The sequence below is a fragment of the Rhodanobacter aciditrophus genome, from assembly GCF_042679525.1.
Classification (GTDB): domain Bacteria; phylum Pseudomonadota; class Gammaproteobacteria; order Pseudomonadales; family Marinomonadaceae; genus Marinomonas; species Marinomonas aciditrophus.
This window is the reverse complement of sequence record NZ_JBHTMN010000007.1, coordinates 307,366-331,342: the sequence shown is the minus strand read 5'-3', so window position 1 is coordinate 331,342 and position 23,977 is coordinate 307,366. Positions and strand designations below refer to the sequence as shown.

Here is a 23,977-nt window from a genome sequence, read left to right as displayed (position 1 = left end):
CGACCACATTAAGCTACATTAGTACCTTAAGTAGTTTAGACATTGAAGAGGACACTCATGTCATTACGCATCAACGAAATACTGCCCAATTTAACAGTGAATACAGATCAGGGCCGTTTCGATCTACATGATTGGATCGGTGATAGCTGGGCCATTTTATTCAGCCACCCAAAGGACTTCACCCCTGTATGCACCACAGAATTTGGCGCAGTATCCTTGTTGGATAATGCTTGGAAAAAGCGTAACGCCAAGGTTATCGGACTTTCTGTGGACAGTGTTGAAGAGCATGCGGCTTGGAAAGCTGACATCGAAACATTTTCTGGCGCGAAGCCTAATTTCCCTATCATTGCTGACGAGTCACTGGAGATTTCTAAAGCACTCAATATGTTACCAGAGGATGCTTACCTGCCAGATGGCAGAACCGCCGCGGACTCAGCCAGCGTACGAGTGGTGTTTATCATTAGCCCAGATAAAAAGATCCAGTTATCCATCGCTTACCCCATGGCAGTCGGTCGTAATTTCGCAGAAATTTTAAGAGCGTTGGATGCGCTTCAGGCTACTTATCAAGCGCCCATCGCCACCCCCGCCAACTGGACAGTCGGCGAGGACGTGATCATAGATTTAAGCCTTAACGATGACCAAGCAAAAGAGCGATTTGGTCAGATCAACGTCAAACTCCCCTATTTACGCACCACAAAAGCTCCCAAATAACTCTATCGCACCCTACTGCTAACATCCCTTCAGGGTGTTAGCACCTTTAACCATGCCATCAGACAAGTCACTCTTTACACTGGTGAATGATTGATCTTATGATCATTTAATGATCTAATGATAATAATTATCATTAGTCTTTTTGTTGAGGAGTTTATGTCGCTACCTGCGAGTAATGTTGCACAAAGCCACTTCAACTCTTTCTATTCTGAGCACCAAACTTGGCTTTATAAGTGGATCCATCGTCGGCTGGAGTGCCATTTCGATGCGAGCGACCTCACTCAAGATACGTTTTTACGTCTTTATGAGCGCCGTGAAATCCAATCCATCGATAGCCCACGTGCCTATTTGGCAACGATCGCAAAAGGACTGATCAGCCACTTTTACCGTAGAAAGAGCATTGAGCAGTCTTATCTAGAGCACCTTGCGCTATCCCCTGAGGTGTTCCAGCTCGATGAGTTACAACGGCAGATTTTAATCGAGACTCTGACAGAACTTGACGCAAGCTTGGACCGTTTACCCGCTCAGGTTAAGCAGGCATTTTTAATGTCACAACTGGAAGGACTTACCTACAAAGTCATCGCGGAACACATGCAGGTATCCGAGATAACAGTAAAACGTTATATGAAACAAGCCTTTATGCAGTGCTTGTTACTTATGGAGGATGACCTTTTTGAGTGATGCGAGCCATTTAAAAAGCTTAGAAGAAGCCTCGGAATGGCTCGTCAAAATGGCGGAAGAAGGAACCCTCTCCAAAGCAGATCAAGCCCAGTGGGAAACTTGGTACGCCCAGCCCAATAACGCTAGAACTTGGAAACGTGCCGAGCGCCTGCTCGGGCAAATGAACGGCTTGCCATCAGAGATTGCCCTACCGGTATTGAACCGACCAGCAGACCTCAGAAAACGTAAAGCCTTGCGCAATAGCTTTTACCTGGCGCTACTGGCTCCCATGGGATTTGCTTCTTATCAAGGTACCCAACACTTTAATTTGTTAGCCCAATATCGCACCAACAAAGGTGAGCGAGAAACTATTGAGCTTCCTGATACCAGCCAAGTCACGTTAAATACCGAGTCTGCTATCAATACTCATTTTAGCGACACCACTCGTCATGTGGATTTGCTGGACGGAGAAATCTATCTCGCCGTCGCCAACAAACCTACCTTAGCGCCATTAACCCTCGCCAGCAAAGAATGCCAAATCGCCAGCGACAACGGGACGCTCTGTGTACGCCAGTACCCTGGAATCACTAAGGTATCCCTGCTCACGGGTAGTGCCACCGTCATCACTGCGAACAACACCCATAGGTTCTCTCTCCAAGCAGGGGAAGTGGCCACCTACTCTAAAGAGGCGCAACTAGGCCAAGCAAGGATTGGCAATATCCAAGCCCAAAAGGCGTGGCTTTCAGGCATGCTGGCAGTCAACGCCATGCCCATGGAGGACTTCGCAGAGGAGCTTATGCGCTATCAATACGGGTTAATTCGTGTTGCGCCGAATAAACGTAAGCTGCTTATATCCGGATCTTTCCCTGTCACAGACAGTCGCCAACTGTTTGCCATGCTGGAGCGTTCCTACCATTTAAACGTGGAGCAAAACCTAGCGGGCTTTTGGGTCAATATTTCTTAGCTGATCAAAAAAATAGAAATAAATCTCATTTGTATTGATACCTTTTTAAATCTTAAGTGGCCTATCTAGTAAATGATTCCCATTTATCTGAGGTAATTCGTTCCAATGCTTAAAGTAAACTCTTTACGTGCTGCCGTTAGAGCGGCGCTTTTCGGCTCTTCTATTGCCCTTGTGGCGGTCAGCTCTCCGGCGTTGTTGGCGCAAACAGCCAACCCTACCGCCCAAGCAGAACAGTATTTTGATATTCCTGCTGGGGATCTAGGCGTCGCCCTAACGACAGTAGCGGCACAAGCGCAGATTCCATTGGCCTTTGACCCATTGCTGACCTTTGGGAAACAAAACCCAGCAGTAAGCGGCGAATACGCCCCCCTTGAAGTGATCAACCTGTTATTGGAAGACTCAGGTCTGTACCTTGTGGCCGGCAATGACAACAGCTACTACATCGAAGCAGCGGCAAACCATGAGCTAGGCGCGGTTTCCGTCACCGCACCTTCTTTGATTCAAACTGCACCACGCTTTGCTGCTGGCCAAGTGGAAACAGGCGCGCGCTTGGGTGTTCTAGGCAACCAACAAGCGAAAGACACGCCGTTCAGCATTGTGTCTTACACTGCTCAGGTCATCGAAGACCAACAACTTGAATCCATCGGCGATGTGTTGAGCAACGACGCCAGTGTTCAATCCGGCTTCGGCTATGGTAACTACTCTGAAATCTTCATGGTGCGAGGCTTCAACCTTTACAGCGATGAAATCTCTTATGGTGGTTTATACGGCATCCTGCCACGTCAATTGGTCTCCACCAACCCAGTGGGAAGCGTACAACTTCTGAAAGGCGCAAACGCCTTTGCCAATGGCGTTACTCCAGGGAACTCAGGTATCGGTGGCGCCATCAACATCGAGCCTAAAATCCCAACCTATGACTACACCCGCTTAACCCTAGACACCACAGCACAAGGCCGCACTGGCGTGTCAGGTGATGTGGCTCGACGTTTTGGCGATCACGACCAGTATGGTGCCCACGCTAGTGTACTTCACCGTGCGGGCGACACTGCCATTGATGACGAAAACCGTGAAGAAACGTCCATCAACGTGGGCGTAGATTACCGGGAAGGCAAGGTACACACTGCCCTTGAAGCCGGTTATCAAAAACTTAATATCGAAGGCGGCCGCTCAGTGGTCTATCAAGGCTCTCTAACCGAGATCCCAGACGCACCTTCAGCAGATACAAACTATGCGCCATCTTGGGCTAGCTCTGAGCTAGAAAACACCTTTGCTATGGCGACTGCAGACTATCAGTTGTCCGAAAACTGGCTAGCCCACGGTGCCCTGGGTGTGAACCACAACAAAGAATACGGTGATTATTCCTCTCCAACCCCCACGGACAATGAGGGTAATGCCACGCTCTACCGCCTATCCGTCCCTTACGAGTCGGATACTGTGTCCTCTGCGTTTGGCCTAAAAGGTGATGTACAAACGGGCAATGTGAGCCATGACATTAACCTTGGGTTTTCTAGCTTCGACACCAAGGTGTATACGGCTTACACCATGTCTGGCAACTCTGCCACCAACCTATACGATCCAGCAGACGTTGACTATCCTGCCACTTTATATTCAGGCGGCAGCATGGATGACCCGAATATCCGCAGCCGCACGACCGCACAGGGCCTTGCCTTGTCTGACACCCTAGGCTTCCTAGATGACACCCTACTTGTGACAGTAGGTGCTCGTTACCAACAGCTTCAGGTTAAAAACTACAGCTATGAAGGCGTAAAAGAATCAGACTACGACGAAAACGCCATCTCCCCTGTGTACGGCGTGGTGTACAAGGTCACTCCATCTGTGTCCCTTTACGCCAACCATGTTGAATCCCTACAAAAAGGGGATACGGCCCCTAGTAGTGCCAGCAACAGCGGCGAAGTGTTTGAACCGTACAAAGCCAAGCAAAACGAAGTGGGGGTCAAATATGAGTCTGACGACCTAGCTACCAGCTTCGCCGTATACGAGATCAAAAAGCCTTCCGCTTACACGGAAAACGGCACCTACGGTGTCTACGGAGAGCAGGTTAACCGTGGTCTAGAAGTGAGCGTATTTGGCTCACCTGCCAACGATATCCGCTTGAATTCTTCCTTTGCTTGGACGGATGCGGAGCTGACCAGCACACAAAATGGCACTAATGACGGCAATCAAGCCGTAGGTGTTGCCAAGTACAGCGTCGTGCTTGGGGGTGAGTACGATCTACCGATCGAGCGCGCCATTACCCTAGGCGGTAAAATCATCCACACGGGGCCTCAATACCTAGACGCAGGCAACACGCTTAAACTAGACCCTTGGACACGTTTAGATCTTAGCGCCCGTTACGAAACTCAATGGTCTGATCTGCCTTTAACTTGGCGTCTAAACATCACTAATGTGACCAACGAAGCTTACTGGGCTTCTGCCGCTGGAGGCTACCTTAGCCAAGGTGACCCACGAGAAATCAAACTGTCTGTGAGCACAGAGTTTTAAGATCCCCTTTAAACCTGTCATGACGGTAAAGGCGAATAACAAAGGTTATTCGCCTTTTTTATTGATCCGCTTTTTTGCTTCTATCAATCTGAGCAACGAGAGATTAGGCCAACTCCTCATTCGTTTGATATGATCTACAACACACATAGTCGGGGAGCAGAAATGCTGAGATCGCCAGCGCGAGACCCGTTGAACCTGATTCAGTTAGTACTGACGGAGGGAACTATGGGGAACGCAATTGCTCTAGCGCTCGGCTTGTATTAGCACGTTGGAGATCTCCCCTTTTTTCCTCCCTTTGAGAGGAATAAGAGGGAGATCCATGAGCCAAACACCGATCACATTAAGCATAGCTGGGTCCGATAGTGGCGGCGGTGCCGGTATCCAAGCTGACATCAAAGCCATCTCTGCCACAGGCGGTTACGCCTGCACTGTCATCACCGCCACCACAGCACAAAACACCCTAGGTGTGACCGATGTACACCCAATCCCCCTGACGCACATCGAAGCACAACTCGATGCGGTTTTCTCAGATTTAAACGTCCGCGCCGTGAAAATCGGTATGCTGGCAAATGCCGACATCATTCGACTAATTGCTCGCAAACTGAAGCAATATCACCCCCCTCACGTCGTACTCGACCCTGTGATGATCGCATCCAGCGGCGATGCTTTACTTGAATCTGCTGCGGTACAAACCATGCTCGACGAGCTACTGCCATGCGCCTCGCTGATCACCCCCAATTTGCCTGAAGCCGCAGTGCTGGTGAATCAAACCGCACCACAAACAGAAGCACAGGCTGAAGCCTTGATCCCGTTGCTTAGCAACTTGCCCGTGAGCGCGGTCTTACTTAAAGGCGGACACTTAAGCGAGTCTCCCGACAGTACCGATTGGTTGCTACAAAACGATCAGGTGATGCCGTTTTCGACACCTCGCATTAAGACACACAACACCCACGGCACAGGCTGTACCTTGTCATCTGCCATTGCCTCCTACTTGGCCCAAGGCGCGACCTTACCTGTTGCCGTAAAACGTGCCAAAAACTACATCGCAAACGCCATCGCGCACGCGGATGAACTGCGAGTTGGCCAAGGTCACGGCCCAGTTCATCATTTTTATAATCTGACTCGACTTTCCAATTGAAGATAAAAACCATAGAATATGGTCTATATACGTTTTATATATGGATCATATCATGGGAATCATTAAAATCTCTGACGACGTACATGATGATGTACGCCGCGCTTCGCAAGTCATGTCTCGCTCGATCAACGCGCAGGCCGAGTTCTGGATCAAGATCGGCCGCTTAGCAGAGCGCAATCCAACCATGAGCTTCTCTGAAATCATACAAATGGAGCTGGACAAAGCCGATCTAGAAGAGCAAGCAATGACTGAAGTGCCCAAGCAGGCCTTAGCATGAGCGATCAGATTCACATCAAAACCGCACCAGAGATCGAACTGATGCGAGAGGCAGGTCGCCTGCTTGCCAAAGTCTTCAAACACCTCGACAGCATCGTCAAAGAAGACGTCACCACCATGGCCATCAACGACGAGGTAGAACGCTACATTCGTCAAGAATTACAGGCACGTCCAGCTAGCCTCGGCCAATACGACTACCCGTACGTGTTAAATGCTTCAGTGAACGAAGTGGTGTGTCATGGTATGCCAAAAGAACACTACGCCTTGCGCCCAAGAGACATCATCAACCTCGATATCACCCTCGAGAAAAACGGTTTCATCGCCGACTCCAGCAAGATGTACGTCATGCCTAGCGCTGGCCCAGAGGCACGCCGCCTGGTGAAGGAAACCTACAACGCCATGTGGCAAGGGATCAAACAAGTGAAGCCCGGTGCCACCCTGGGGGACATTGGTCACGCCATCGAAGCCCACGCCCGCGCTAACGGTTACAGCGTGGTACAGGAGTACTGCGGCCATGGCATCGGTCGAGAGATGCACGAAGGCCCACAAGTGCTGCACGTTGGTAAACCGGGTAAAGGCTTGAAGCTCAAGCCAGGCATGACCTTCACCATCGAACCCATGATCAACCAAGGCCGTGCCAAGACCAAAACCAAAAAAGACGGCTGGACGGTAGTCACAGCGGATCGCAAACTCTCCGCACAATGGGAACACACCATCTTAGTGACGGAAACAGGCTATGAAGTGCTGACGCTGAGGGAGGAAGAGCGTATTTAAAATGTCGTATTTTTGCTTTTGAGAAATGTCGTATTTTTGTCTATTATATAGACAACATTAACGAGGTGACGTCATGACCATTCAAAGCAGAATACAAAATAGAGTAAAGCGCTCAAAGCGTTCTGTTTTCATGCGTTCAGACTTTAAAGATATTGCAGATTACGACCAAGTTGGACGCTGTTTAAGGCAACTTGTTGATGAAGGTCTACTGCTAAAAATAAGCTATGGGTTATACGTCCGAGCGCGCATAAATAGGATCACAGGTAAACCAATGCCAGATAATCCAGCAGGCTCAGATGGCGTTATGATTGAAGCGCTTGAAAGACTCAATGTTGCATATTCTTTTGATGAAGTATCGCAATCAAGCCTCTCAGGCAACAGCACTCAAATTCCTGCCAAGATTAAAGTGACACCAAGAAGCACTCGCTTTACACGTAAGATCAAAGTAGGAAGCCAGAGTGTCAACGAACTTCGATAGCTCTCTCTTCGTTGATATTGCCGATGCCATAGGACTCGGCAACCCCGCCATTGTCGAAAAAGATTATTACATCGTCGAGCTGCTAAAACTGATCTCCACCATTGATCTGGACTACCATCAAATCGTATTTTCAGGTGGTACGGCATTAGCAAAATCCGCCATCAAGACATACAGGATGTCCGAGGATATAGATCTGAAACTGGTCCCAAAGCCGAACTACTCAGATGTTTTATCACGTAACGCAAGGCGAAATGCTCGCAAGAAAGCCAAACAACAAGTAGAGCTTCTGCTAGAACAAAGTCGATTATTTTCAATAGAAGGCACGCCTGACGTAAAAGATGAGTACCGCTATTCAGCCTTTGAAATAAAGTATCCGCAGGCTTACCTACAAGCGCCTTGCCTTAGGCCTTTCATCAAGCTGGAGTTAATTGAATCAGTCACTCTTAGCCCGCCCGAAAAAAGATGCATCCAATCAATTTATTCGGAAATACTAAAACAGTCCGATCAGACTATCGAAATGGACTGTGCCGCTATTCTCGACACACAAGCAGAGAAGTTGGTGTCAATGCTACGAAGAACAGCTAGCGCCACCCGAGATCAAAACCGAGTAGATGACGAAACACTCATAAGACATGTCTACGATACTTATCACATCCAAATGGCCGAGCCTTCCAATACAGAAAAGCTCGCAACTCTCGTTAGCAACGTCATCAAGACTGACGTTCAGCAGTATGGCAATCAACACCCTCAGCTAGTCGACTCACCACTGGATGAGCTAAGTTTTGGGTTAGAACAGCTCCTGAATAACGAGCTATATGCAGAGCGCTACAATAAGTATGTCAGCCCTATGGTATATGCAGAACATCCTGTCACTTGGCAGGATGCGATGGAAATATTTCAAACACTAACTAAGCAGCTATTGGAAGAACTAGAAAAGACTCACGATTGAGATAATTTTTATAAGGAAGTTACCGAATGCCTAAACGCCCTTTTGAAAACTGCGCTACAGGCTCAAAGCGCAAAAAGCTTGCTGAACGTTTTACTCAATATTTAATAACACGTAACACCGAAGAGCATGCTTTCCCGGTAAACCTGAATGGTGCCTGGGGAACAGGAAAAACCTTCTTTGTGGAAAACTGGAAGCGGCTGGTTGAAGAAAAGGGACATATTGGAATTAAGATTGATGCATGGGAGTCAGATTATCTTGATGACCCTCTGACAATCATTATTGCGGAGATCATTGATCAACTATCTGAGCTAACAAGGAAAGATGGTTTTTATGAACAAGAAAAGAAAGTCGTTCACTTTGCTACTCAGCTCAAAGGCAGCATTCCCAAAATACTAACTTCTTTGCTTGGGAAGTTGATCGGGGATCAAGGAAGCAAAGAGCTGCTTGAACTTTTTGAATCGATAGTAGGCTCAGCAGTTAACGCAAAAGATTATAAATCGAATCTAAATATTGGTGATCTTGGCCTCGAAACAACAAGAGCACATATAAGACACAAGCAATTCACCAAAGACTTTAAACGAGAAGTACAAAAACTCGTTGAATTCGCTCAGCCAGACACACCGAAAGAGAAGGTCTTTATCTTTATTGATGAACTTGACCGCTGCCGTCCGTCATACGCTATAGAGATGCTAGAGACTGTTAAACACCTCTTCGACATACCAAATTTTGTGTTCATCTTCTCGACAGACACGAAACAACTTCAACATTCAATAAAAGCAATCTATGGACAGGATTTCGACTCTCATGAATACCTCAGTCGCTTCTTTGAGCAGAGACTAACTTTGCCAGAGCCAGATTACTTGGAATTCATAAAAGCTCAGAAAATTTTTGAAGGCGTAAATCTCTGTAAATTATTAACTTTACCCAAAGTAAGCACGACAGAAGAACTTCAATATTCAGTAAGCTTAATATGCCAACTAAATAAGAACCACCTCCCGCTACGCAGAGTAAGACAACTCTGCTCTCATTTAGAGTCTCTATTACTATCTGATAGCTTAGACAAAAAGGCATTCTCGATTCTAACCCTAACAGGGTTGGTTTTTGGCGAAGCACTCTATACAGGTATCCCAGAGTTTGAAAAATTCGACTCCGAGCTAAGAGCAATGAAGGCTTATACTGGATCAGAAAAAATCGTCGACTTTTATTTTACTAGATCAATAAAAATGACAAAGCTACTTCAGGATCTAAATGGACCCTTGAGCCAATGCCAAAATAAGGAAGCATATAAAATCTCTCCTAACAGCCAATTCAAGCAGCATGAATTTAAAAGCATTAATGCAGACTATGTAAGCTTAAATAATCAGATTGATTTTATAAGGAGACAGCCCAATGTAACACTTCTTACAAACCCAGCTGAAATGCTAAATATCATACGTTCAACTGCTATAGCATTTGATGGTCCTTAAACTGCAAAAATTTGATCAATATGACCAAACTGCTAATAGATTATTGACCTTTAAACGAGAAGGAATAATGAACTACTAAAGCACAAGCTCTAGAGGCTGATAAGCCAATCCAGCAGACTCGCCTATATCGCCAGAGAGTTCAAAGCCGTATTTTTCGTAAGCCGTAACAGACGATAATGAAGCGCGCACTGTCATTGTATCAACGGTGACATTTTCTATTAAAGATCGCAGCAATTGTCGTCCTATTCCGCTCTTTTGGCGTTCAGGCCTGACAAACAACATAGCTAAATGATGACCATCCTTCAGTGCTGAAACGCCCTCTATCACGCCATCGATTTCAGCGACTAACGTAAGATAATCGCCGCGACTCATTCGATTGAGAAAGGCGTCGGGGGACGCAATCGTTGCAAACGTGGCAATACCCTCTTCTGATACTGTACCCGCCACGGACAACGTGAAAGCTGCCATGCAAACCGCACTTGCAGCGTCCGCATCTTGGGGTGTTATTTCTCGAATATGCATCGACATTCCTATTGTCTGATTTCTGAAGCACTGATTTCGGCTGAAAATACATCATACACAAGACGACTCTTTGTGATGGGTATTTTCACTTCGTAATGGTTGGGCTAAAGCCCACTCTACAAGGGTTGAGTCTTTTAGGTGTCTCTAATTGGTAGTGAAGTTGCTGGCCTTGTCCCCGATGCAATCGGGTCCCACAAGAGGGATTTGCGGCACTGTTATTGCTCAACAAAGATCAATTCATCAGTATCAAATCCCTTTGCCCGTGCGGCTTGGATAAAGCGTTGCTTGTCAGCTTCAGAGACCGTAGGGGTACGAGACAGGAACCACAAATACGAGCGATCAGGACCAGAAACAAAGGCTTGTTGGTAATCTTCGTCCAAATCGAACACCACGTATGCGCCATAAAATGGGCCAAAGAAGCTGACTTTTAAATGGCCAGTGCTGCTGTCCTCGACGAAGTAGGCTTTGCCTTCCGCTTCGCTCCATTCTTTATCTTCTTTTGAATAGCCACGATTAATCACTTTTACGCCACCGTCTTCACGCAGACTGTATTGCGCAGTGACTTGAGACAAACCGCGCTCAAAACTGTGGTCTAAACGTGCGATTTCATACCAAGTGCCGAGGTATTTAGGTAACGCAAACTCATCAACCGGCTCAATGCCTTTTGGGGCAGAGGTACAACCGACCAACATCATAACCACAGCAAAACAAACAGCGCGAATCATTACATACACCTCCAGATACTTTCGAAGCTATACGCATGAACGCACCGTTTGGTCTTATTCTCCCGAGGTAATGACGCCGCTACTTATCACTCAAGGCCAGCTTAATGCCAAGTGCGGCGAAGCTTGAGGCAAACACCTTTTGAATCATGATGCTGGCCCGGCGAGATCTCACCACCATGCTGCTAAAGCTGCCAGACAAAAAGCCATACACCACAAAGACAACAAAGGTCATCAGCATAAACACGCCTCCCAGAAGCAACATGCTGACGAAAGCGCTGTCTTGGGTGCTGGGAATAAACTGAGGCAGAAAGGCGAGAAAGAAGATCGAAAGTTTAGGGTTCAAGATGTTAAGTAAAAATCCCTTCACGGCAATGCTGACATAAGAACGCTCAGCTTGGCCTTCCTCTACTTCAAGAGGTGCGGCAGAACGCCACATCTGCCAAGCCAAATACAGTAAATACATGGCCCCTGCGTATTTCACCACCTGAAACAAGACCACGCTGGTATGAAATATCGCAGCCAAACCAAAGCTACTGGCCAGCAGCGCTGGCAAAATCCCCATGGTGCATCCAAAAGCGGCAAACACACTGGCACGCTTGCCCACAAACAACCCTGTGGCCACCGTGTAAATCACCCCCGTCCCCGGAATCAACACCAGCACTAATGCGGTGAGTAGGTATTCAATCGTTATCATAATAAACGTCCCTCTGTTGCAAAATGATCCCTTTGGCGTCTTAGCAAGAGTCGTTAAGACACTTAAAAACGCCTCTAAAATTCTCGTTCTTCGTCAATATAATACAATTACAGCTTAGCCAATCTACCTTTAGGGAATCTAACTTCGCTGACCGCCACACCCAATAAAATCACCACCGCTGCCACAACTTGCGGCATGGCCAATTGTTCCCCGTGAAACAATAGACCACCGATCAACGCAAACACCGGCACTAAAAGGTTCATGGGGGCCACGGTAGAAATAGAGTATTTAACAATCATCTTGTTCCAAAACCAGTAACCGAGCAAGGTGGTGGGATAGGCTTGAAACGCAGCCGAAAACAACACGGAGCCATTTACTTGGGCTAAAGACTCTGACACCGACGTAGGGCCATAGGACACCAGCGCCAGCAAGAGCAATGGCACAGGAGCGAACGCCATGCCCCAAATGTTAAAGGCGAATACAGACTGGGTGCCGGAGCGCTTAACAATGACCCCATTGATGCTCCAAAAGACCGACGCCGCCAACACCAATATCAAACCCAAAGGTGTTACCGTCCCCCCTTGATACCAGATAATGATGCCCAGCCCAAGCAGCGCTAACAGGGAGCCAAACAGCTTCTCTGGCGTCAGAGCTTCTTTCAGCACATAGCGTCCGACCAACAGACTACTGAGAACACTCATATCCAGTAGCAAGGAGGCCAAGCCAGAAGACAATCCCGCTCCAACCGACAAGGTCGTCAGCCCCCAGACCCCCACCCCAAACGTCAAACCATAAGCCATGAGGTAACGCCAAGGTACATTGGGGCGACGGATAAAGAAGATCAACGGCAACACCGCCAAAGTAAAACGCAAAGCCGTTAGGAGAAGCGGCTCAATATTATTGACCCCAAGCTTGATGACACTGAAGTTAAAGCCCCAGAGCGCCATCAAAAGCACCAAAAAAAGACTGTCTTTGCCCGTCATACCTTGCACCTTTTTATTCGATTCAACTGCAGTCAGTATGACGGGCACGCCCAAAAAGAGATCAGATACAATTTTTGATAAAAATAAGAGTACAATTTAAATAGGCAATTTAGCTAAGCCATAAACTGAGCCCTGATGATGACCTTATACGAAACCCTCGCACACGCCTTTATCGATGATATACGTAACGGGCGACTGCCCACCGGAGCACGGCTACCGGCGCTTCGTCAATTGGCTCAGCAAGAGGATGTCAGCTTGACCACAGCAGGCAAGGCCTATGCCTATTTAGAAGACAGAGGCTGGATCTATGCTCGCCCTCAATCTGGCTATTTCGTCGCAAATCGCACTCATTTTGCCGAATTTCCTAGCATTGTTCATAACAAACTCACCCCAAGGAATCCCCAAGAGTTCGCCCCTGAGCAGGGGTACAACACCGCTCTAAGTGGTTTCACACCGTTGGGCACGTCTTTGCTAGCCCCTGAACTGCTCCCCGAGACGGACCTTACCCGCACTCTTAAGCGCGTCACCCGTCGACTCAACCAAAGCCTATTTCACTACCCTGAGACCCAAGGACAACTGGCACTTCGGCAGGCCCTGTCTGACCACTTCCGCACCCAACACTTTGCCTTCAGTGCTAACGAATTGGTGATCTCCAACTCCTGCCTTGAAGCCATTCGCGTGGCACTGGAATGCTTAACTCAAACTGGGGACGCCATTGCCGTATGCTCCCCTTGCTTCAGTGGCTTATTGGACTTACTGACCACGTTAAAGCGCCAAATCATCGAAGTCCCCATCACCCATGAAGGCATTGATTTGGCCGCCTTAGAGTCTTGCTTTGCTGAACAAAAAGTCACGGCAGCATTGCTTAGCACCACCCATGTGAATCCCCTAGGCATCACCTTGCCCAATAGCCAAAAGCAAGCCATAGCGGCGTTAGGGTCACGCTATCAAATGCCTATTATTGAAGACGACGTTTACTTTGAGCTGAGCCACGGGAAAGACAAACCCTTGCCAGCAAAGCACTGGGACAAAGACGGCTACATTATTTGGTGCAGTTCCATCTCTAAAACCCTAGCACCGGGGTTAAGACTGGGCTGGTGCTTACCTGGGCGCTACCTAGAGCAGTATTTGGAACAACACAACCGCACCACCATGGGCGTCAATAACCTCACTCAAAGTTGTATTGCTGAGTTCATCGCCTGCGGTGATTATCGCCAACACATGAATAAGGTGTGTTCCGTGCTACCCTCCCAAATCCATCAATACCAACAATTGTTAGGGAAAGAGCTGCCTAGCAATACCCAAATCAGCGCCCCTCAAGGAGGCTTGGTGCTTTGGCTACGGGTGCCACAACTGGACACCAATCAGCTCGCCGCCACTGCCCAACAGCAGGGGTTAGACATTCGTCCCGGCGCTTGCTTTAGCACCTACCCCGATTACAAAGATTGCCTGCGCATTAACTGCGGTTGGCCACTGCATCAATCTCAGCAGGGCGACAGCGCCTACCAACAACTGATGAGCTTATGCGCCTTGATCAAAGCCCAATTAGCTTGACCAGCAGACCGCTAACCCCATAGGTTTTGGATAATTACTTCTTGTTTCTTCAACAAAGCACAACGCCAATCGCGCTAACTTAAAGAGATCCCCCACAGCAACAAGGAGTAAAACGATGAGTCAGCAATTCGGAATCTGTACTTGGACGTTAGGTATTGATGATCTGGAAACCTTGATGTCGACCATCGCTGAGTCGGGTTTAAACAGCGTTCAGTATTGCGAATCCATGTCTGCTCACAAGGCGGAAGACGTGGTACGCATGGCACAGAAATACAACTTAGACCTGCTCATCTTTGACCCCTTCGACTGCCGTCCGAGTGAAGAAAACGGCGAAGCCAGTCTTGAAGGTGCCGTGGCGTTTTATCAGCGTGTTGTGGATTATGCTAAGCAACTAGGCTGTGGTGCGACCCTGCAGGGATTGAGTGCTTGGACCAGCCAATGCAACACCCAAGAAGCGGCTTGGGCACAACTGGTGGAAAGCGTAAAACGCATCCAAGCTTACGCCGAGACCCGGCAGGTACACCTGTCTTACGAGCCTTGCAACCTTTACGAAGTCCCTTTGATTCACACAACCAGTGACTTTCAGGCGTTGGTCAATGACAGCCAGTGCGAGGATTTGAGCATCTTGCTAGACAGCTTCCATATGAATATCGGAGAGTCAGACCCGCTTTTGGCCGCCGAACACTATGCCGCTAAAAACGCCATTTTCCATGTGTCTGATTCCAATAGGGAAGGGATAGGTCACGGTAACATCGACTTTCTAGAACACTATGAAGCCTTGCAACGGGGTGGTTTTGATGGGCCCATCGTATTTGAGTTTGTCCTGAGCAATAACCCAGCCAATACTCCACCACGGAACGACCATGAAATGCACACCCTGCTAGAACATGTAAAACAGAGCCAGCAGGCGTGGTCATCTTTTAGCGCATTCTAGGATTTGACCTGTGCCGCCGCCATGAGTCGACTTACCACCAGGCGGCGGTACTGCATAATCAATAACAGCGCCACGCAACCTAGGGCCATTAACAACGGAAACATCACAGTGGTCATAGAGTAAGCTTCTAACGCCCCGATGGCACACACGTTGCGCAATATCACCATGAGGAAAAACAGACGGCTTTCTTCAAACGGACGGTGATAGGCTTTCCGTAAGGTCGGCCCAAAGCCCAAAAGATCAACAATGGTTAAGACGATCACGGCCCAAAGAGGGTCACTGGTCACATACCAGAGGGGCAAAGAGGCCAAAGCGGCTGTTAAAAACCACCAATCAGAACGACTGATAGACGCATCACCACGCTTCACATAGGCGAGAAATGCCACATAAATGGTGACAAAGCCTGACAAACCAATGGGCCAAGCGCCCATGCCACCTTCCGCGTCCAACTGGGCGAAAAATACGATGGTCGTGGTGATTCCCCAGATCAACCAGGAAAACACATGGGGGCGAACATGTCCCTTTAGCACCGCCCAAATGTAGGGAACAAAGCCAGCTAAAGCCAGCACTATGGCAATGCCGCTTAACACCAGCTTGATCGAGGCATCCATACACAATCCCCAAAACGATTAATGATCATTACAGCTTAAACCTAGGACGCCAGTGGTTCCAAACCAAAAGCGTCATTTCAGGGGGATTTGATGACGTTTAGGGGTAATCCCCTAACAAAAGTATTCAGGGAACTCTTCTTGGAGGCTTCTGACTCGCTCAATGGTGCCCGCCAAATGCTCACGCATGTAACCAATGGCTAACTCAGGGCTGCCCTGCTCTATGCCTGCAATGATGTTGCGGTGGCCTTCTAGCACACTGCGGATTTTACCTTCGCTGGGCAGGTGCAAACGGCGCACTCTGTCCATGTGTCCAGAGCGGGAACGTACCAGATTGAATAAGGCTAATTGCCCCACGGCCTCGTACATGGTGCGGTGGAATAATTCGTCTAGTTTAGCAAACAGCATCACATCGTCATCTTGGGACGCCACCTGCTCCTGCATATCGATAATGGAACGCAAATGATCCACTAGGGACTGGTCTTTTTGTTCCGCGAGGCGACGGATCACTTCACATTCTAAGGCTTCACGCAGGAAGTGATTTTGCTCCAACTGCGCTACGTCAATGTAGGCGACTTCGGTGCCCGATTGGGGACGCACATTGATCAAGCCCACTTGTTCCAGACGAAGTAATGCCTCCCGAACGGGGGTTTGGCTCACTTGATATTCCGCACACAATTCACCACGCACAAGGGGAGAGCCTGGGGGTAATTCCAAGTTCACGATACGTCGTAAAATCTCTTCATAGACCCGATCTACCGCGGTTCTAGGCTTTTCATGGGTGCTTTCTAGGTAACTCTTTATTAAGTAGTTACTGCTTTGAGTCATAAGGTTTACGTTCACAATTTATCCAGTCTTGGGGTCATTATCTCAAACGCCCTTTACAGGTGAAAGAGAAAAAAAGTTTGCACTTCGTAACTAATATATTAGTATATCTATCGAATCAGCAACTAATATATCAGTTTATATTCGGTTCTGGATCGCTCTACACGACAATAAATCTAACAATAATTAGGAGCATCACTATGCACTTCACTCCCCTACGCAAAGCGTTCACCGTTGCCACTGTGTCCGCAGGTCTCGCCCTGTCTGCTGCAGCCGCGAGTGCTGAAACGCTTAAGGTGCAAACCAGCTTCAACGCTTCACACATCAGCCTAACGCGCCTGAACAATGTGTGGGTTCCGAAATTAAAAGAAATGACTGGCGGCGACGTGGAAATCGAGCTGCTACCCATTGGTTCCGTGGTGTCTCACAAAGAAACACCGGTAGCGGTTTCCATGGGCATTTTGGATGGTGACCTCACCGCAACCAGTTACTTCGCAGGTAAAGATCCGGCCTTCGCCTTGATGGGTGACTTGATTGCTGGTTATGACAATCCTGGACAAATCCACGATTTCTGTATGAATGGCGGCGGTAAAGAGCTGCTGCAGAAGCTTTACAACAAGTACGATCCAGGTATTCATGTGGTCGGTTGTAGCTCAGAAAAACGTGAAGCCTTCGTGTCGAAAGTCCCAGTACGTGCGGTGAAAGACCTTAAAGGTCTGAAGATCCGTTCCCCTGAAGGTCTTGCGGCTGACGTCTTCCGTCGTGCTGGTGCCGCTCCGGTTTCTTTGCCGGGTTCTGAGGTGTACACCGCCCTAGAGAAAAACGTCATCGACGCAGCTGACTCTTCGGCCTACGCCAATAATGACGCCAGCGGTATGCACAAGGTTGCTAAGTACCCTATCTACCCTGGCATCCACTCTATGCCATTTATGCAATTCACCATCACTGATAGCAAATGGAAGTCTTTGTCTAAAGACGACCAGCAGGCGCTTACTCAGTGGTTCAGCGATGCCTACGGGGATCTACGCGTCTACCTAGATGAAAAAGACAAAGAGCTGGTAGCCCGTGACAAAAAAGCCGGTGACATCACCATCATCGACTGGCCGCAAGCTGAGCGTGATGAGTTCCGTAAGATCGCTCAAGAAGCTTGGGAAGCTTTCGCCGCGGCATCGCCTTTAGCGAAAGAAGTCTACGAAGCCCACGTGAAATACATGAAGCAACAAGGTCTTCTGTAACCCACGTCTGTCACAAGACCAACGGGTCAGCCAGCAGAACCTGACCCGTTCTCTTGCGTATTCCATTGTTGAGTCAAGTTGACTGACTCAAGGCAATAAGGTGAAACCATGTCTAATTCCCAAAGCCTTCATGCCGATGATGTGGTGAACATCGCGGATGATAACCCTATCGAACACAGCCAACCTCAGGAACAGTTCGATTACACCCCGATTGACCATGTGAGCCATTTCACAGGCATTGGTGTGTCTCTTTTGTACTTAGTCGCTGCGGGCGCAACCCTTTGGGAAGTGGTCGCACGCTACGTGTTTAATGCTCCAACCCAATGGGCATTTGAAGTCGTTATGGTGTTATGTGCTGCCACGTGGATGCTGTCCGCTGGCTACATCACACTGAAAAAACGTCACATTGGCATCACTGTGATCCACAATATCGCGTCGCCTAAAAACCAATGGCGATTAGATCTGTTTGCCATGATCGTAGGAATCACAGCACTCTTTTTACTGTTAGCCGACGCCTCCCTTCGCGCCTATTTAGCCGTGGAGCACATCGAGCGTACCGGCAGTGCTTTTAACTCCCCCATGCCTATGATCATGAAGTCACTCTTGCTGATCGGCGGCCTGCTGTACTTGTCTCAGTTAACGGTCAACCTTGTGCGTCATGTACAAAGCAACTGGGCAAAAACCCTTGTGAAGCTAGTGGGCCTGTTTATGGCGCTCTACTTTATCAATGGCCTATTGGCTTTTGTGTCTGGCCCTGAGTCTATTTTTGCTTCCGTGAGCGGTTACTTCTCTGCGATTGGCTCTAGCTTGGATCCGAGCCAAGCCTTGAACATGCGCTCCTACAGCTTAGGTGTGATCTCTTTGATCATGGTGATGATGCTGGTCTCCCTCATGATGACGGGTATGCCTCTGGGCATCGTTACCTTGATCGTGTCAGTGATCATGGCCATTGCCTTCTTTGGTCCTCGCGGCTTGTATTTGGTGTCTGCCAATACCGCAGCCCTACTGGATCACTACACTCTGATCGCCATTCCTTTCTTCGTCTTAATGGCGTCTATTTTGGAAAAATCCGGTATCGCGGAAGACTTGTTCGACGCTATGTCAGTGTTTGCGGGTAATTTGCGCGGCGGCGTGGCGGTGCAAACCGTTGTGGTTGCAGTGATTCTAGCAGCCATGTCCGGTGTAATGGGGGGCGAAATCGTAATGCTGGGTTTGGTGGCTCTGCCCCAGATGCTGCGTCTTGGTTACGACCGCAAGATGACCATTGGCTTGATCTGTGCGGCAGGCGCGTTGGCGACCTTGATTCCACCGTCCATCATTATGATCGTTTACGGCTTGTCTGCAGAAGTAGCCATTGGTGACTTGTTTATGGCGGGGGCCGTACCTGGCTTGATGCTAGCGGTATTCTACGCGGTATACGTACTGGTGCGTGTGCACATTAACCCGTCTATGGCACCGACCGCCAAAGAAGTTGCCGAGAAAACCGGCACTGAGAAAAAGCTGTCCCGCGCCCGCTTGAGCGCTGTGTTCCTAAGCATCATGCTGATCGGCTGTGTCATGGGTTCCATTTATGGCGGTATCGCCTCCGTGACCGAAGCCGCTGCTGTGGGTGCGTTAGGGGCGATGGTGGTCTCTGCGGTACGCCATGAGTTCAAATGGTCCATGCTAAAAGCTGCCCTCGTGGGTTCCATGGCGACAGTAGGTACCATCATCTGGTTGGTGTTGGGTTCGGTCTCATTTGTGGGGATCTTTAACCTGATCGGTGGTGCGGACTTTATGCGCTCCTTGTTCATGAACCTTGGCATTCCAGCCATTGGCGTCATCTTGGTGATGATGTTGATCTTGGTGGTACTGGGTACCTTCATGGAATGGATCGCCATTGTTTTAATCACGGTGCCTGTATTCGCCCCTGTGGTGATGTCCCTAGCGCCAGAACTTGGTTTAACCGAAGACCAAGCAAAAATCTGGTTCGGTATCTTGTTTGTGCTCAACATCCAAATCTACTTCTTGTCACCGCCATTTGGTCCGGCCTGTTTCTGGCTTAAATCCGTGGCACCGAAAGACATTTCGCTGCAAGAGATCTTCCTATCCGTATTGCCTTTTATCGGCTTACAGATCGTTGGTTTGATTTTGGTTATGAGCTTCCCTCAGATCGCGCTTTGGTTGCCCGAAGCCTTAGGCAGTTAACACAGGAGTCTTCTTATGATTGGTCACGATAACCACGAAGAAATCGACCGCTATGGATTTGCCCCTTGGATCGCAGGGGGAGTCATAGCAACCGCATTGATCGTTTGCATGTTCAGCCTTGCGGCCGGTTTCGCTTAAAACACGCATTCAGATTTAAACCCATTTTTGTAGGTGCCTATCGGCCAGTTTGCTGGCCGATACGGACAGCTTTTATCAGGAGAAACACTATGTCTCGCATTCAATCCATCGTCATCACACCTATCGCCTTTCGCGATCCACCTCTGTTGAATGTGTATGGGGTCCACGAGGCGTGGGCGTTACGTACCATCATCGAGCTGAAAACCGAAGACGGCCAGTACGGTCTGGGGGAGAGCTACGGTGACGAGCAAACCATCAGCCAATTGCGTCAAGTGGCTCCCCATTTAGAAGGTATGGACGTGTTTAACATGAACGCTATCCGCCAGAAAATCGAGGAAGTCATCACCTTACCTGACCCAGACTCAGGCTTAGACATTGCTCCGGGTACCCTAGGTGCGACCACTGTGCCACGTATTTTCTCTGCCTTTGAAGTGGCCTGTTTAGACGTAATGGGTAAGATTACCGGCCGTCCTGTCTGCGATCTGTTAGGTGGTAAAGTGCGGGATGAAGTGGCCTACAGCGCCTACCTATTTTACAAATTTGAGCGCCACGGTTTCACCGATGATCCATGGGTGGACAAATGGGGCGAGGCTGTGACTCCAGCACAAATCGTTGATCAAGCACGCGCCATGATCGATCAATACGGTTTCCAATCCATCAAGCTTAAAGCCGGTGTGTTTGAGCCAGAGGAAGAAATCCAAGCCCTAGAAGCCCTGCGGGATGCCTTCCCTAACCTGCCCCTACGAATTGACCCAAATGGCGGCTGGACCGTGGAAACCACCAAGCGTTTATTAGATAAATTCGGGAATGGCTTGCTGCAATACCTTGAAGACCCAGCCCACGGCAAAGAAGCCATGAGCCAAGTGAGCGCCATGACGGACATTCCGCTGGCGACCAATATGTACGTCATTGGTTTCTTTGATCTACCCAAAGCCATTGAGCTGGATTCCGTACAGGTGATCCTATCGGACCACCATTATTGGGGCGGTTTAAAGGCCACCCAAGAGCTGGCAAAAATTTGTAAGACTTGGGACATGGGGCTCTCCATGCACTCCAACTCCCACTTGGGCATCAGCTTAATGGCCATGACCCATGCGGCAGCGGCCATTGAAAACCTCACCTACGCCTGTGACACCCATTACCCATGGCAAGAAGAGGAAGTCATCAAAGGTGGCAAAATCCAATTCAAAGACGGGGCAGTGGTCGTACCAGATCGCCCAGGTCTTGGGGTGGAGCTAGACCATGAGGCCCTAGCCGTCTTAGCGGAGAACTACAAAAACTGCGGTATTCGTGCCCGTGATGATGTTTCTGAGATGCGTAAGTACCAACCTGACTGGAAGGGTACTGTACCACGTTTCTAACCTAACAACTGGGCCCCTTGTCTGCCCTGTTGTGACAAATCAAAGACAAGGTTATTGTCCTGCTTGCCCGAACTCAGTGATGAGTTCGGGCTTTTTTATGGCGTGAGTACCGAAGTTTGAATGTCTTCTAGCAAGCTTATTAAAGCAGGGTTGTCATTGTCTTCCCGCCAGATCAAATGCAAGTCACTGCTGATGCCCTCAGGCAACTCAATCGGGCGACACACCACTTGATCAAATTGAATCACAGCAGCACTTTTGGGGATCAAGGCCATGCCCACGTTGGCATTTACCAAGGACAAAATAGTCAGTGTAGAACCCAGATTTTGCACCACATTGGGAGCGATTCGAGCGGCGCGAAACATACCCGACAGTAGCTCATGGAAGGGATGATATTCGGAATGAGAGTACAGAATAAACGCCTGCTCATGGAGGTCGGCCAAGCTTATTTTAGGCTGTTTCACCAAGGGGTGCTGACGGGGCAAAGCCAATACAAATGGCTCACTTAATAGGAACTGACTCGCCAGATCCGGTTGCGGCGGAGCTGACCGGACAATGCCCAGATCCACTTGCCGTGAGCGCACGGCTTCTTGCTGTTCAAAGCTGTTCATTTCCGCAAGGGAAATCTTGATGTTTGGACGCTGCTGATGGGCGTTGGCAATCACCTTAGGGACAAACTCGTAGACGGCACTGGGAACAAAACTCAGGGTCACCGTGCCTATGTCACCTGCGGCAATTTTCTTGGCGGACATGGCCGCCCGATCGGCTCGCTCTAACAGGCTTTTGGCTTCTGTTAAAAAAGCACGACCGGCAGCGGTCAGCACCACACTGCGGGTGGTGCGGGTCAGTAAGGACACCCCAAGCTGATGTTCCAATAGCTGGATCTGACGACTCAAGGGAGGTTGCGTCATATTGAGACGCTCCGCTGCCTTACTGAAGTTTAGCTCAGTGGCAACGGTGACAAAGCAACGTAGTTGGAAAAATTCCATCGACTCACTCCTGTGAGTCGATGTACTCGTCCCACGGTTGACCGATTAACGGAACTCGCAGCTTGCTACGGTCCAATGATCGGTTTGTTCATGTAAGGTCAAACCTAAGCCCGGACGCTGAGGCACGATCATCTTGCCATCGCGGATTTCAAAGCGCTCATTAAAGGCAGGTTCTAACCACTCAAAATGTTCTACCCAAGTGCTGTGCTCGTAGGCCGCCGCTAAATGTAGGTGAATTTCCATCACAAAGTGCGGTGCCATGATCATGCCACGCTGTTCCGCCTGTGCTGCCACCTTCAAGAAAGGCGTAATACCACCAATACGAGGAGCATCGTGCATCAATACATCAACCGCTTCGTTTTCCACATAACGGTTCACTTCCGCAGCGCTTACCAGCATTTCCCCCGTACCCACTGGCGTAATCAAGGCATCGGACAACATCTTGTGACCCGCCACATCGTAGGCGTCCAATGGCTCTTCGATCCACTGTAGACCAAAGTCATCTAACGCTTTACCCATGCGCATGGCAGTCGTTCGATCCCATTGCTGGTTCACGTCTACCATTAGGGGCACGCTATCACCAAAGTGCTTACGGATCGCCTCAACTCGAGCGATGTCTTCCTTATGATCTGGATGACCCACTTTCATCTTGATGCCGCCAATACCACGGGCTAACGAAGCTTCAGCCTTATCAATGATCTCACCCACAGACGCCTGCAAATAACCGCCTGACGTGTTGTAACAACGCACTTCGTTGCGATGGGAACCCAGCAACTTAGACAGAGGCAAGTTAGCGCGGCGGGCTTTTAAGTCCCACAAAGCCGTATCAAAGGCAGCAATAGACTGAGCCACCAAACCACCGCGACCGACGGAAGCCCCCGCCCAAGTCAGCTTGCTCCACAGGCGAGAGATATCACTTGGGTCTTCACCAATCAGCAGAGGTGCCACTTCTTTGGCAAACGCATATTGCGCTGGACCACCGGTACGTAAGGTGTAGCTAAAGCCCATGCCGTAGACACCTTGCTTAGTTTCAATCTCCACCACTAACAGGGCCACTTCGCCCAGTGGTTTTTGCTTACCTGTTAGTACCTTGGCATCACTTACAGCTTGTTTCAGTGGGACATTCACGGAACGTAGTTTGATGTACGAAATTGCATCCGCTTCGATAGTCTGTGTCAGTGTGGCTTGATTCATAATGTGTCTCCTAACCCTATGTTCACAATATGAGCACATAGTAAGCAGACAACTTATTTAGGTCTAATATAGATAGAATAGAGAATGATACAATAAATGAATAAATAAGCCCA

At 48.9% G+C, this 23,977-nt stretch carries 24 protein-coding genes and 1 riboswitch; of the genes, 16 read left to right on the top strand and 8 right to left on the bottom strand.

From position 1 onward, the window contains the following. The first annotated feature begins 57 nt into the window (after positions 1–57). The 10 genes from ACFQ45_RS06870 to ACFQ45_RS06825 all read left to right on the top strand — a co-directional run bounded on the left by ACFQ45_RS06870 (position 58) and on the right by ACFQ45_RS06825 (position 9,918). Positions 58–711 carry a peroxiredoxin gene (locus ACFQ45_RS06870; protein WP_377366257.1) on the top strand — a complete coding sequence of 218 codons (654 nt, stop codon included), beginning with the start codon at positions 58–60 and terminating at the stop codon, positions 709–711. 156 nt (positions 712–867) lie between these two features. Then, on the top strand, positions 868–1,392 hold the full coding sequence (locus ACFQ45_RS06865; RefSeq protein WP_377366256.1) for a sigma-70 family RNA polymerase sigma factor: 525 nt from the start codon (positions 868–870) through the stop codon (positions 1,390–1,392). Then, on the top strand, positions 1,385–2,335 hold the full coding sequence (locus ACFQ45_RS06860) for a FecR family protein (protein WP_377366255.1): 951 nt from the start codon (positions 1,385–1,387) through the stop codon (positions 2,333–2,335). The genes ACFQ45_RS06865 and ACFQ45_RS06860 overlap by 8 nt, the downstream gene beginning before the upstream one ends. Before the next feature lie 105 nt (positions 2,336–2,440). Next, positions 2,441–4,837, top strand: coding sequence for a TonB-dependent siderophore receptor (locus ACFQ45_RS06855; RefSeq protein ID WP_377366254.1), 2,397 nt, complete (start codon positions 2,441–2,443; stop codon positions 4,835–4,837). 140 nt (positions 4,838–4,977) lie between these two features. Continuing rightward, positions 4,978–5,076, top strand: a riboswitch (TPP riboswitch). Between the two features lie 80 nt (positions 5,077–5,156). Continuing rightward, entirely contained in the window at positions 5,157–5,975 is an 819-nt protein-coding gene (thiD, locus tag ACFQ45_RS06850) for a bifunctional hydroxymethylpyrimidine kinase/phosphomethylpyrimidine kinase (RefSeq protein WP_377366253.1), read from the top strand. A 52-nt stretch (positions 5,976–6,027) separates the two neighbouring features. Next, positions 6,028–6,252, top strand: coding sequence for a ParD-like family protein (locus ACFQ45_RS06845; RefSeq protein ID WP_377366252.1), 225 nt, complete (start codon positions 6,028–6,030; stop codon positions 6,250–6,252). After that, entirely contained in the window at positions 6,249–7,025 is a 777-nt protein-coding gene (map, locus tag ACFQ45_RS06840; protein WP_377366251.1) for a type I methionyl aminopeptidase, read from the top strand. Before ACFQ45_RS06845 ends, map begins: the two co-directional genes overlap by 4 nt. A gap of 73 nt (positions 7,026–7,098) precedes the next feature. After that, on the top strand, positions 7,099–7,503 hold the full coding sequence (locus tag ACFQ45_RS06835) for a DUF6088 family protein (protein WP_377366250.1): 405 nt from the start codon (positions 7,099–7,101) through the stop codon (positions 7,501–7,503). Beyond that, on the top strand, positions 7,484–8,452 hold the full coding sequence (locus tag ACFQ45_RS06830) for a nucleotidyl transferase AbiEii/AbiGii toxin family protein (protein ID WP_377366249.1): 969 nt from the start codon (positions 7,484–7,486) through the stop codon (positions 8,450–8,452). The genes ACFQ45_RS06835 and ACFQ45_RS06830 overlap by 20 nt, the downstream gene beginning before the upstream one ends. A 26-nt stretch (positions 8,453–8,478) precedes the next feature. Continuing rightward, positions 8,479–9,918, top strand: a complete 1,440-nt coding sequence (locus ACFQ45_RS06825) for a KAP family P-loop NTPase fold protein (protein WP_377366248.1) — start codon at positions 8,479–8,481, stop codon at positions 9,916–9,918. A 75-nt stretch (positions 9,919–9,993) separates the two neighbouring features. On the opposite strand, the gene ACFQ45_RS06820 is transcribed toward ACFQ45_RS06825, so the two are convergent. The 4 genes from ACFQ45_RS06820 to ACFQ45_RS06805 form a co-directional block, all read right to left on the bottom strand. Continuing rightward, positions 9,994–10,386: a GNAT family N-acetyltransferase gene (locus tag ACFQ45_RS06820; RefSeq protein ID WP_377366247.1), complete on the bottom strand. Its 393-nt coding sequence runs from the start codon at positions 10,384–10,386 to the stop codon at positions 9,994–9,996. Positions 10,387–10,655: 269 nt separating this feature from the next. Next, positions 10,656–11,165 carry a lipocalin family protein gene (locus ACFQ45_RS06815; protein WP_377366246.1) on the bottom strand — a complete coding sequence of 170 codons (510 nt, stop codon included), beginning with the start codon at positions 11,163–11,165 and terminating at the stop codon, positions 10,656–10,658. Positions 11,166–11,244: 79 nt separating this feature from the next. Further along, positions 11,245–11,859, bottom strand: coding sequence for a LysE family translocator (locus ACFQ45_RS06810; protein ID WP_377366245.1), 615 nt, complete (start codon positions 11,857–11,859; stop codon positions 11,245–11,247). 107 nt (positions 11,860–11,966) lie between these two features. Next, positions 11,967–12,842, bottom strand: coding sequence for an EamA family transporter (locus ACFQ45_RS06805; RefSeq protein WP_377366244.1), 876 nt, complete (start codon positions 12,840–12,842; stop codon positions 11,967–11,969). 135 nt (positions 12,843–12,977) lie between these two features. Between ACFQ45_RS06805 and ACFQ45_RS06800 the strand changes: the two genes are divergently transcribed. Together ACFQ45_RS06800 and ACFQ45_RS06795 are read left to right on the top strand one after the other, a co-directional pair. Further along, complete coding sequence (locus ACFQ45_RS06800) at positions 12,978–14,396, top strand: aminotransferase-like domain-containing protein (protein ID WP_377366243.1); 1,419 nt, start codon at positions 12,978–12,980, stop codon at positions 14,394–14,396. Between the two features lie 115 nt (positions 14,397–14,511). Continuing rightward, a complete protein-coding gene (locus ACFQ45_RS06795) occupies positions 14,512–15,330 on the top strand; it encodes a sugar phosphate isomerase/epimerase family protein (protein WP_377366242.1) in 819 nt (272 codons plus the stop codon). Here ACFQ45_RS06795 and ACFQ45_RS06790 read toward each other — a convergent pair. Together ACFQ45_RS06790 and ACFQ45_RS06785 are read right to left on the bottom strand one after the other, a co-directional pair. After that, on the bottom strand, positions 15,327–15,941 hold the full coding sequence (locus ACFQ45_RS06790; RefSeq protein ID WP_377366241.1) for a hypothetical protein: 615 nt from the start codon (positions 15,939–15,941) through the stop codon (positions 15,327–15,329). The two genes, ACFQ45_RS06795 and ACFQ45_RS06790, sit on opposite strands and share 4 nt — an antisense overlap. Before the next feature lie 111 nt (positions 15,942–16,052). Next, entirely contained in the window at positions 16,053–16,781 is a 729-nt protein-coding gene (locus tag ACFQ45_RS06785; protein ID WP_377366240.1) for a GntR family transcriptional regulator, read from the bottom strand. 182 nt (positions 16,782–16,963) lie between these two features. Between ACFQ45_RS06785 and ACFQ45_RS06780 the strand changes: the two genes are divergently transcribed. The 4 genes from ACFQ45_RS06780 to ACFQ45_RS06765 all read left to right on the top strand — a co-directional run bounded on the left by ACFQ45_RS06780 (position 16,964) and on the right by ACFQ45_RS06765 (position 21,684). Next, positions 16,964–17,998 (top strand): TRAP transporter substrate-binding protein, encoded by a 1,035-nt coding sequence (locus tag ACFQ45_RS06780; protein ID WP_377366239.1) that lies wholly within the window; start codon positions 16,964–16,966, stop codon positions 17,996–17,998. 108 nt (positions 17,999–18,106) lie between these two features. Continuing rightward, a complete protein-coding gene (locus tag ACFQ45_RS06775) occupies positions 18,107–20,185 on the top strand; it encodes a TRAP transporter large permease subunit (protein WP_377366238.1) in 2,079 nt (692 codons plus the stop codon). Between the two features lie 15 nt (positions 20,186–20,200). Then, the gene (locus tag ACFQ45_RS06770; RefSeq protein ID WP_228190183.1) at positions 20,201–20,323 is read left to right on the top strand and encodes a dihydroxy-acid dehydratase; all 123 of its coding nucleotides are present in this window, start codon (positions 20,201–20,203) and stop codon (positions 20,321–20,323) included. 89 nt (positions 20,324–20,412) lie between these two features. Continuing rightward, a complete protein-coding gene (locus ACFQ45_RS06765) occupies positions 20,413–21,684 on the top strand; it encodes a glucarate dehydratase family protein (protein ID WP_377366237.1) in 1,272 nt (423 codons plus the stop codon). Between the two features lie 95 nt (positions 21,685–21,779). On the opposite strand, the gene ACFQ45_RS06760 is transcribed toward ACFQ45_RS06765, so the two are convergent. Next, a complete protein-coding gene (locus ACFQ45_RS06760) occupies positions 21,780–22,670 on the bottom strand; it encodes a LysR family transcriptional regulator (RefSeq protein ID WP_377366236.1) in 891 nt (296 codons plus the stop codon). A 45-nt stretch (positions 22,671–22,715) separates the two neighbouring features. Further along, a complete protein-coding gene (locus ACFQ45_RS06755) occupies positions 22,716–23,864 on the bottom strand; it encodes an L-talarate/galactarate dehydratase (protein ID WP_377366235.1) in 1,149 nt (382 codons plus the stop codon). Positions 23,865–23,977 lie beyond the last annotated feature (113 nt).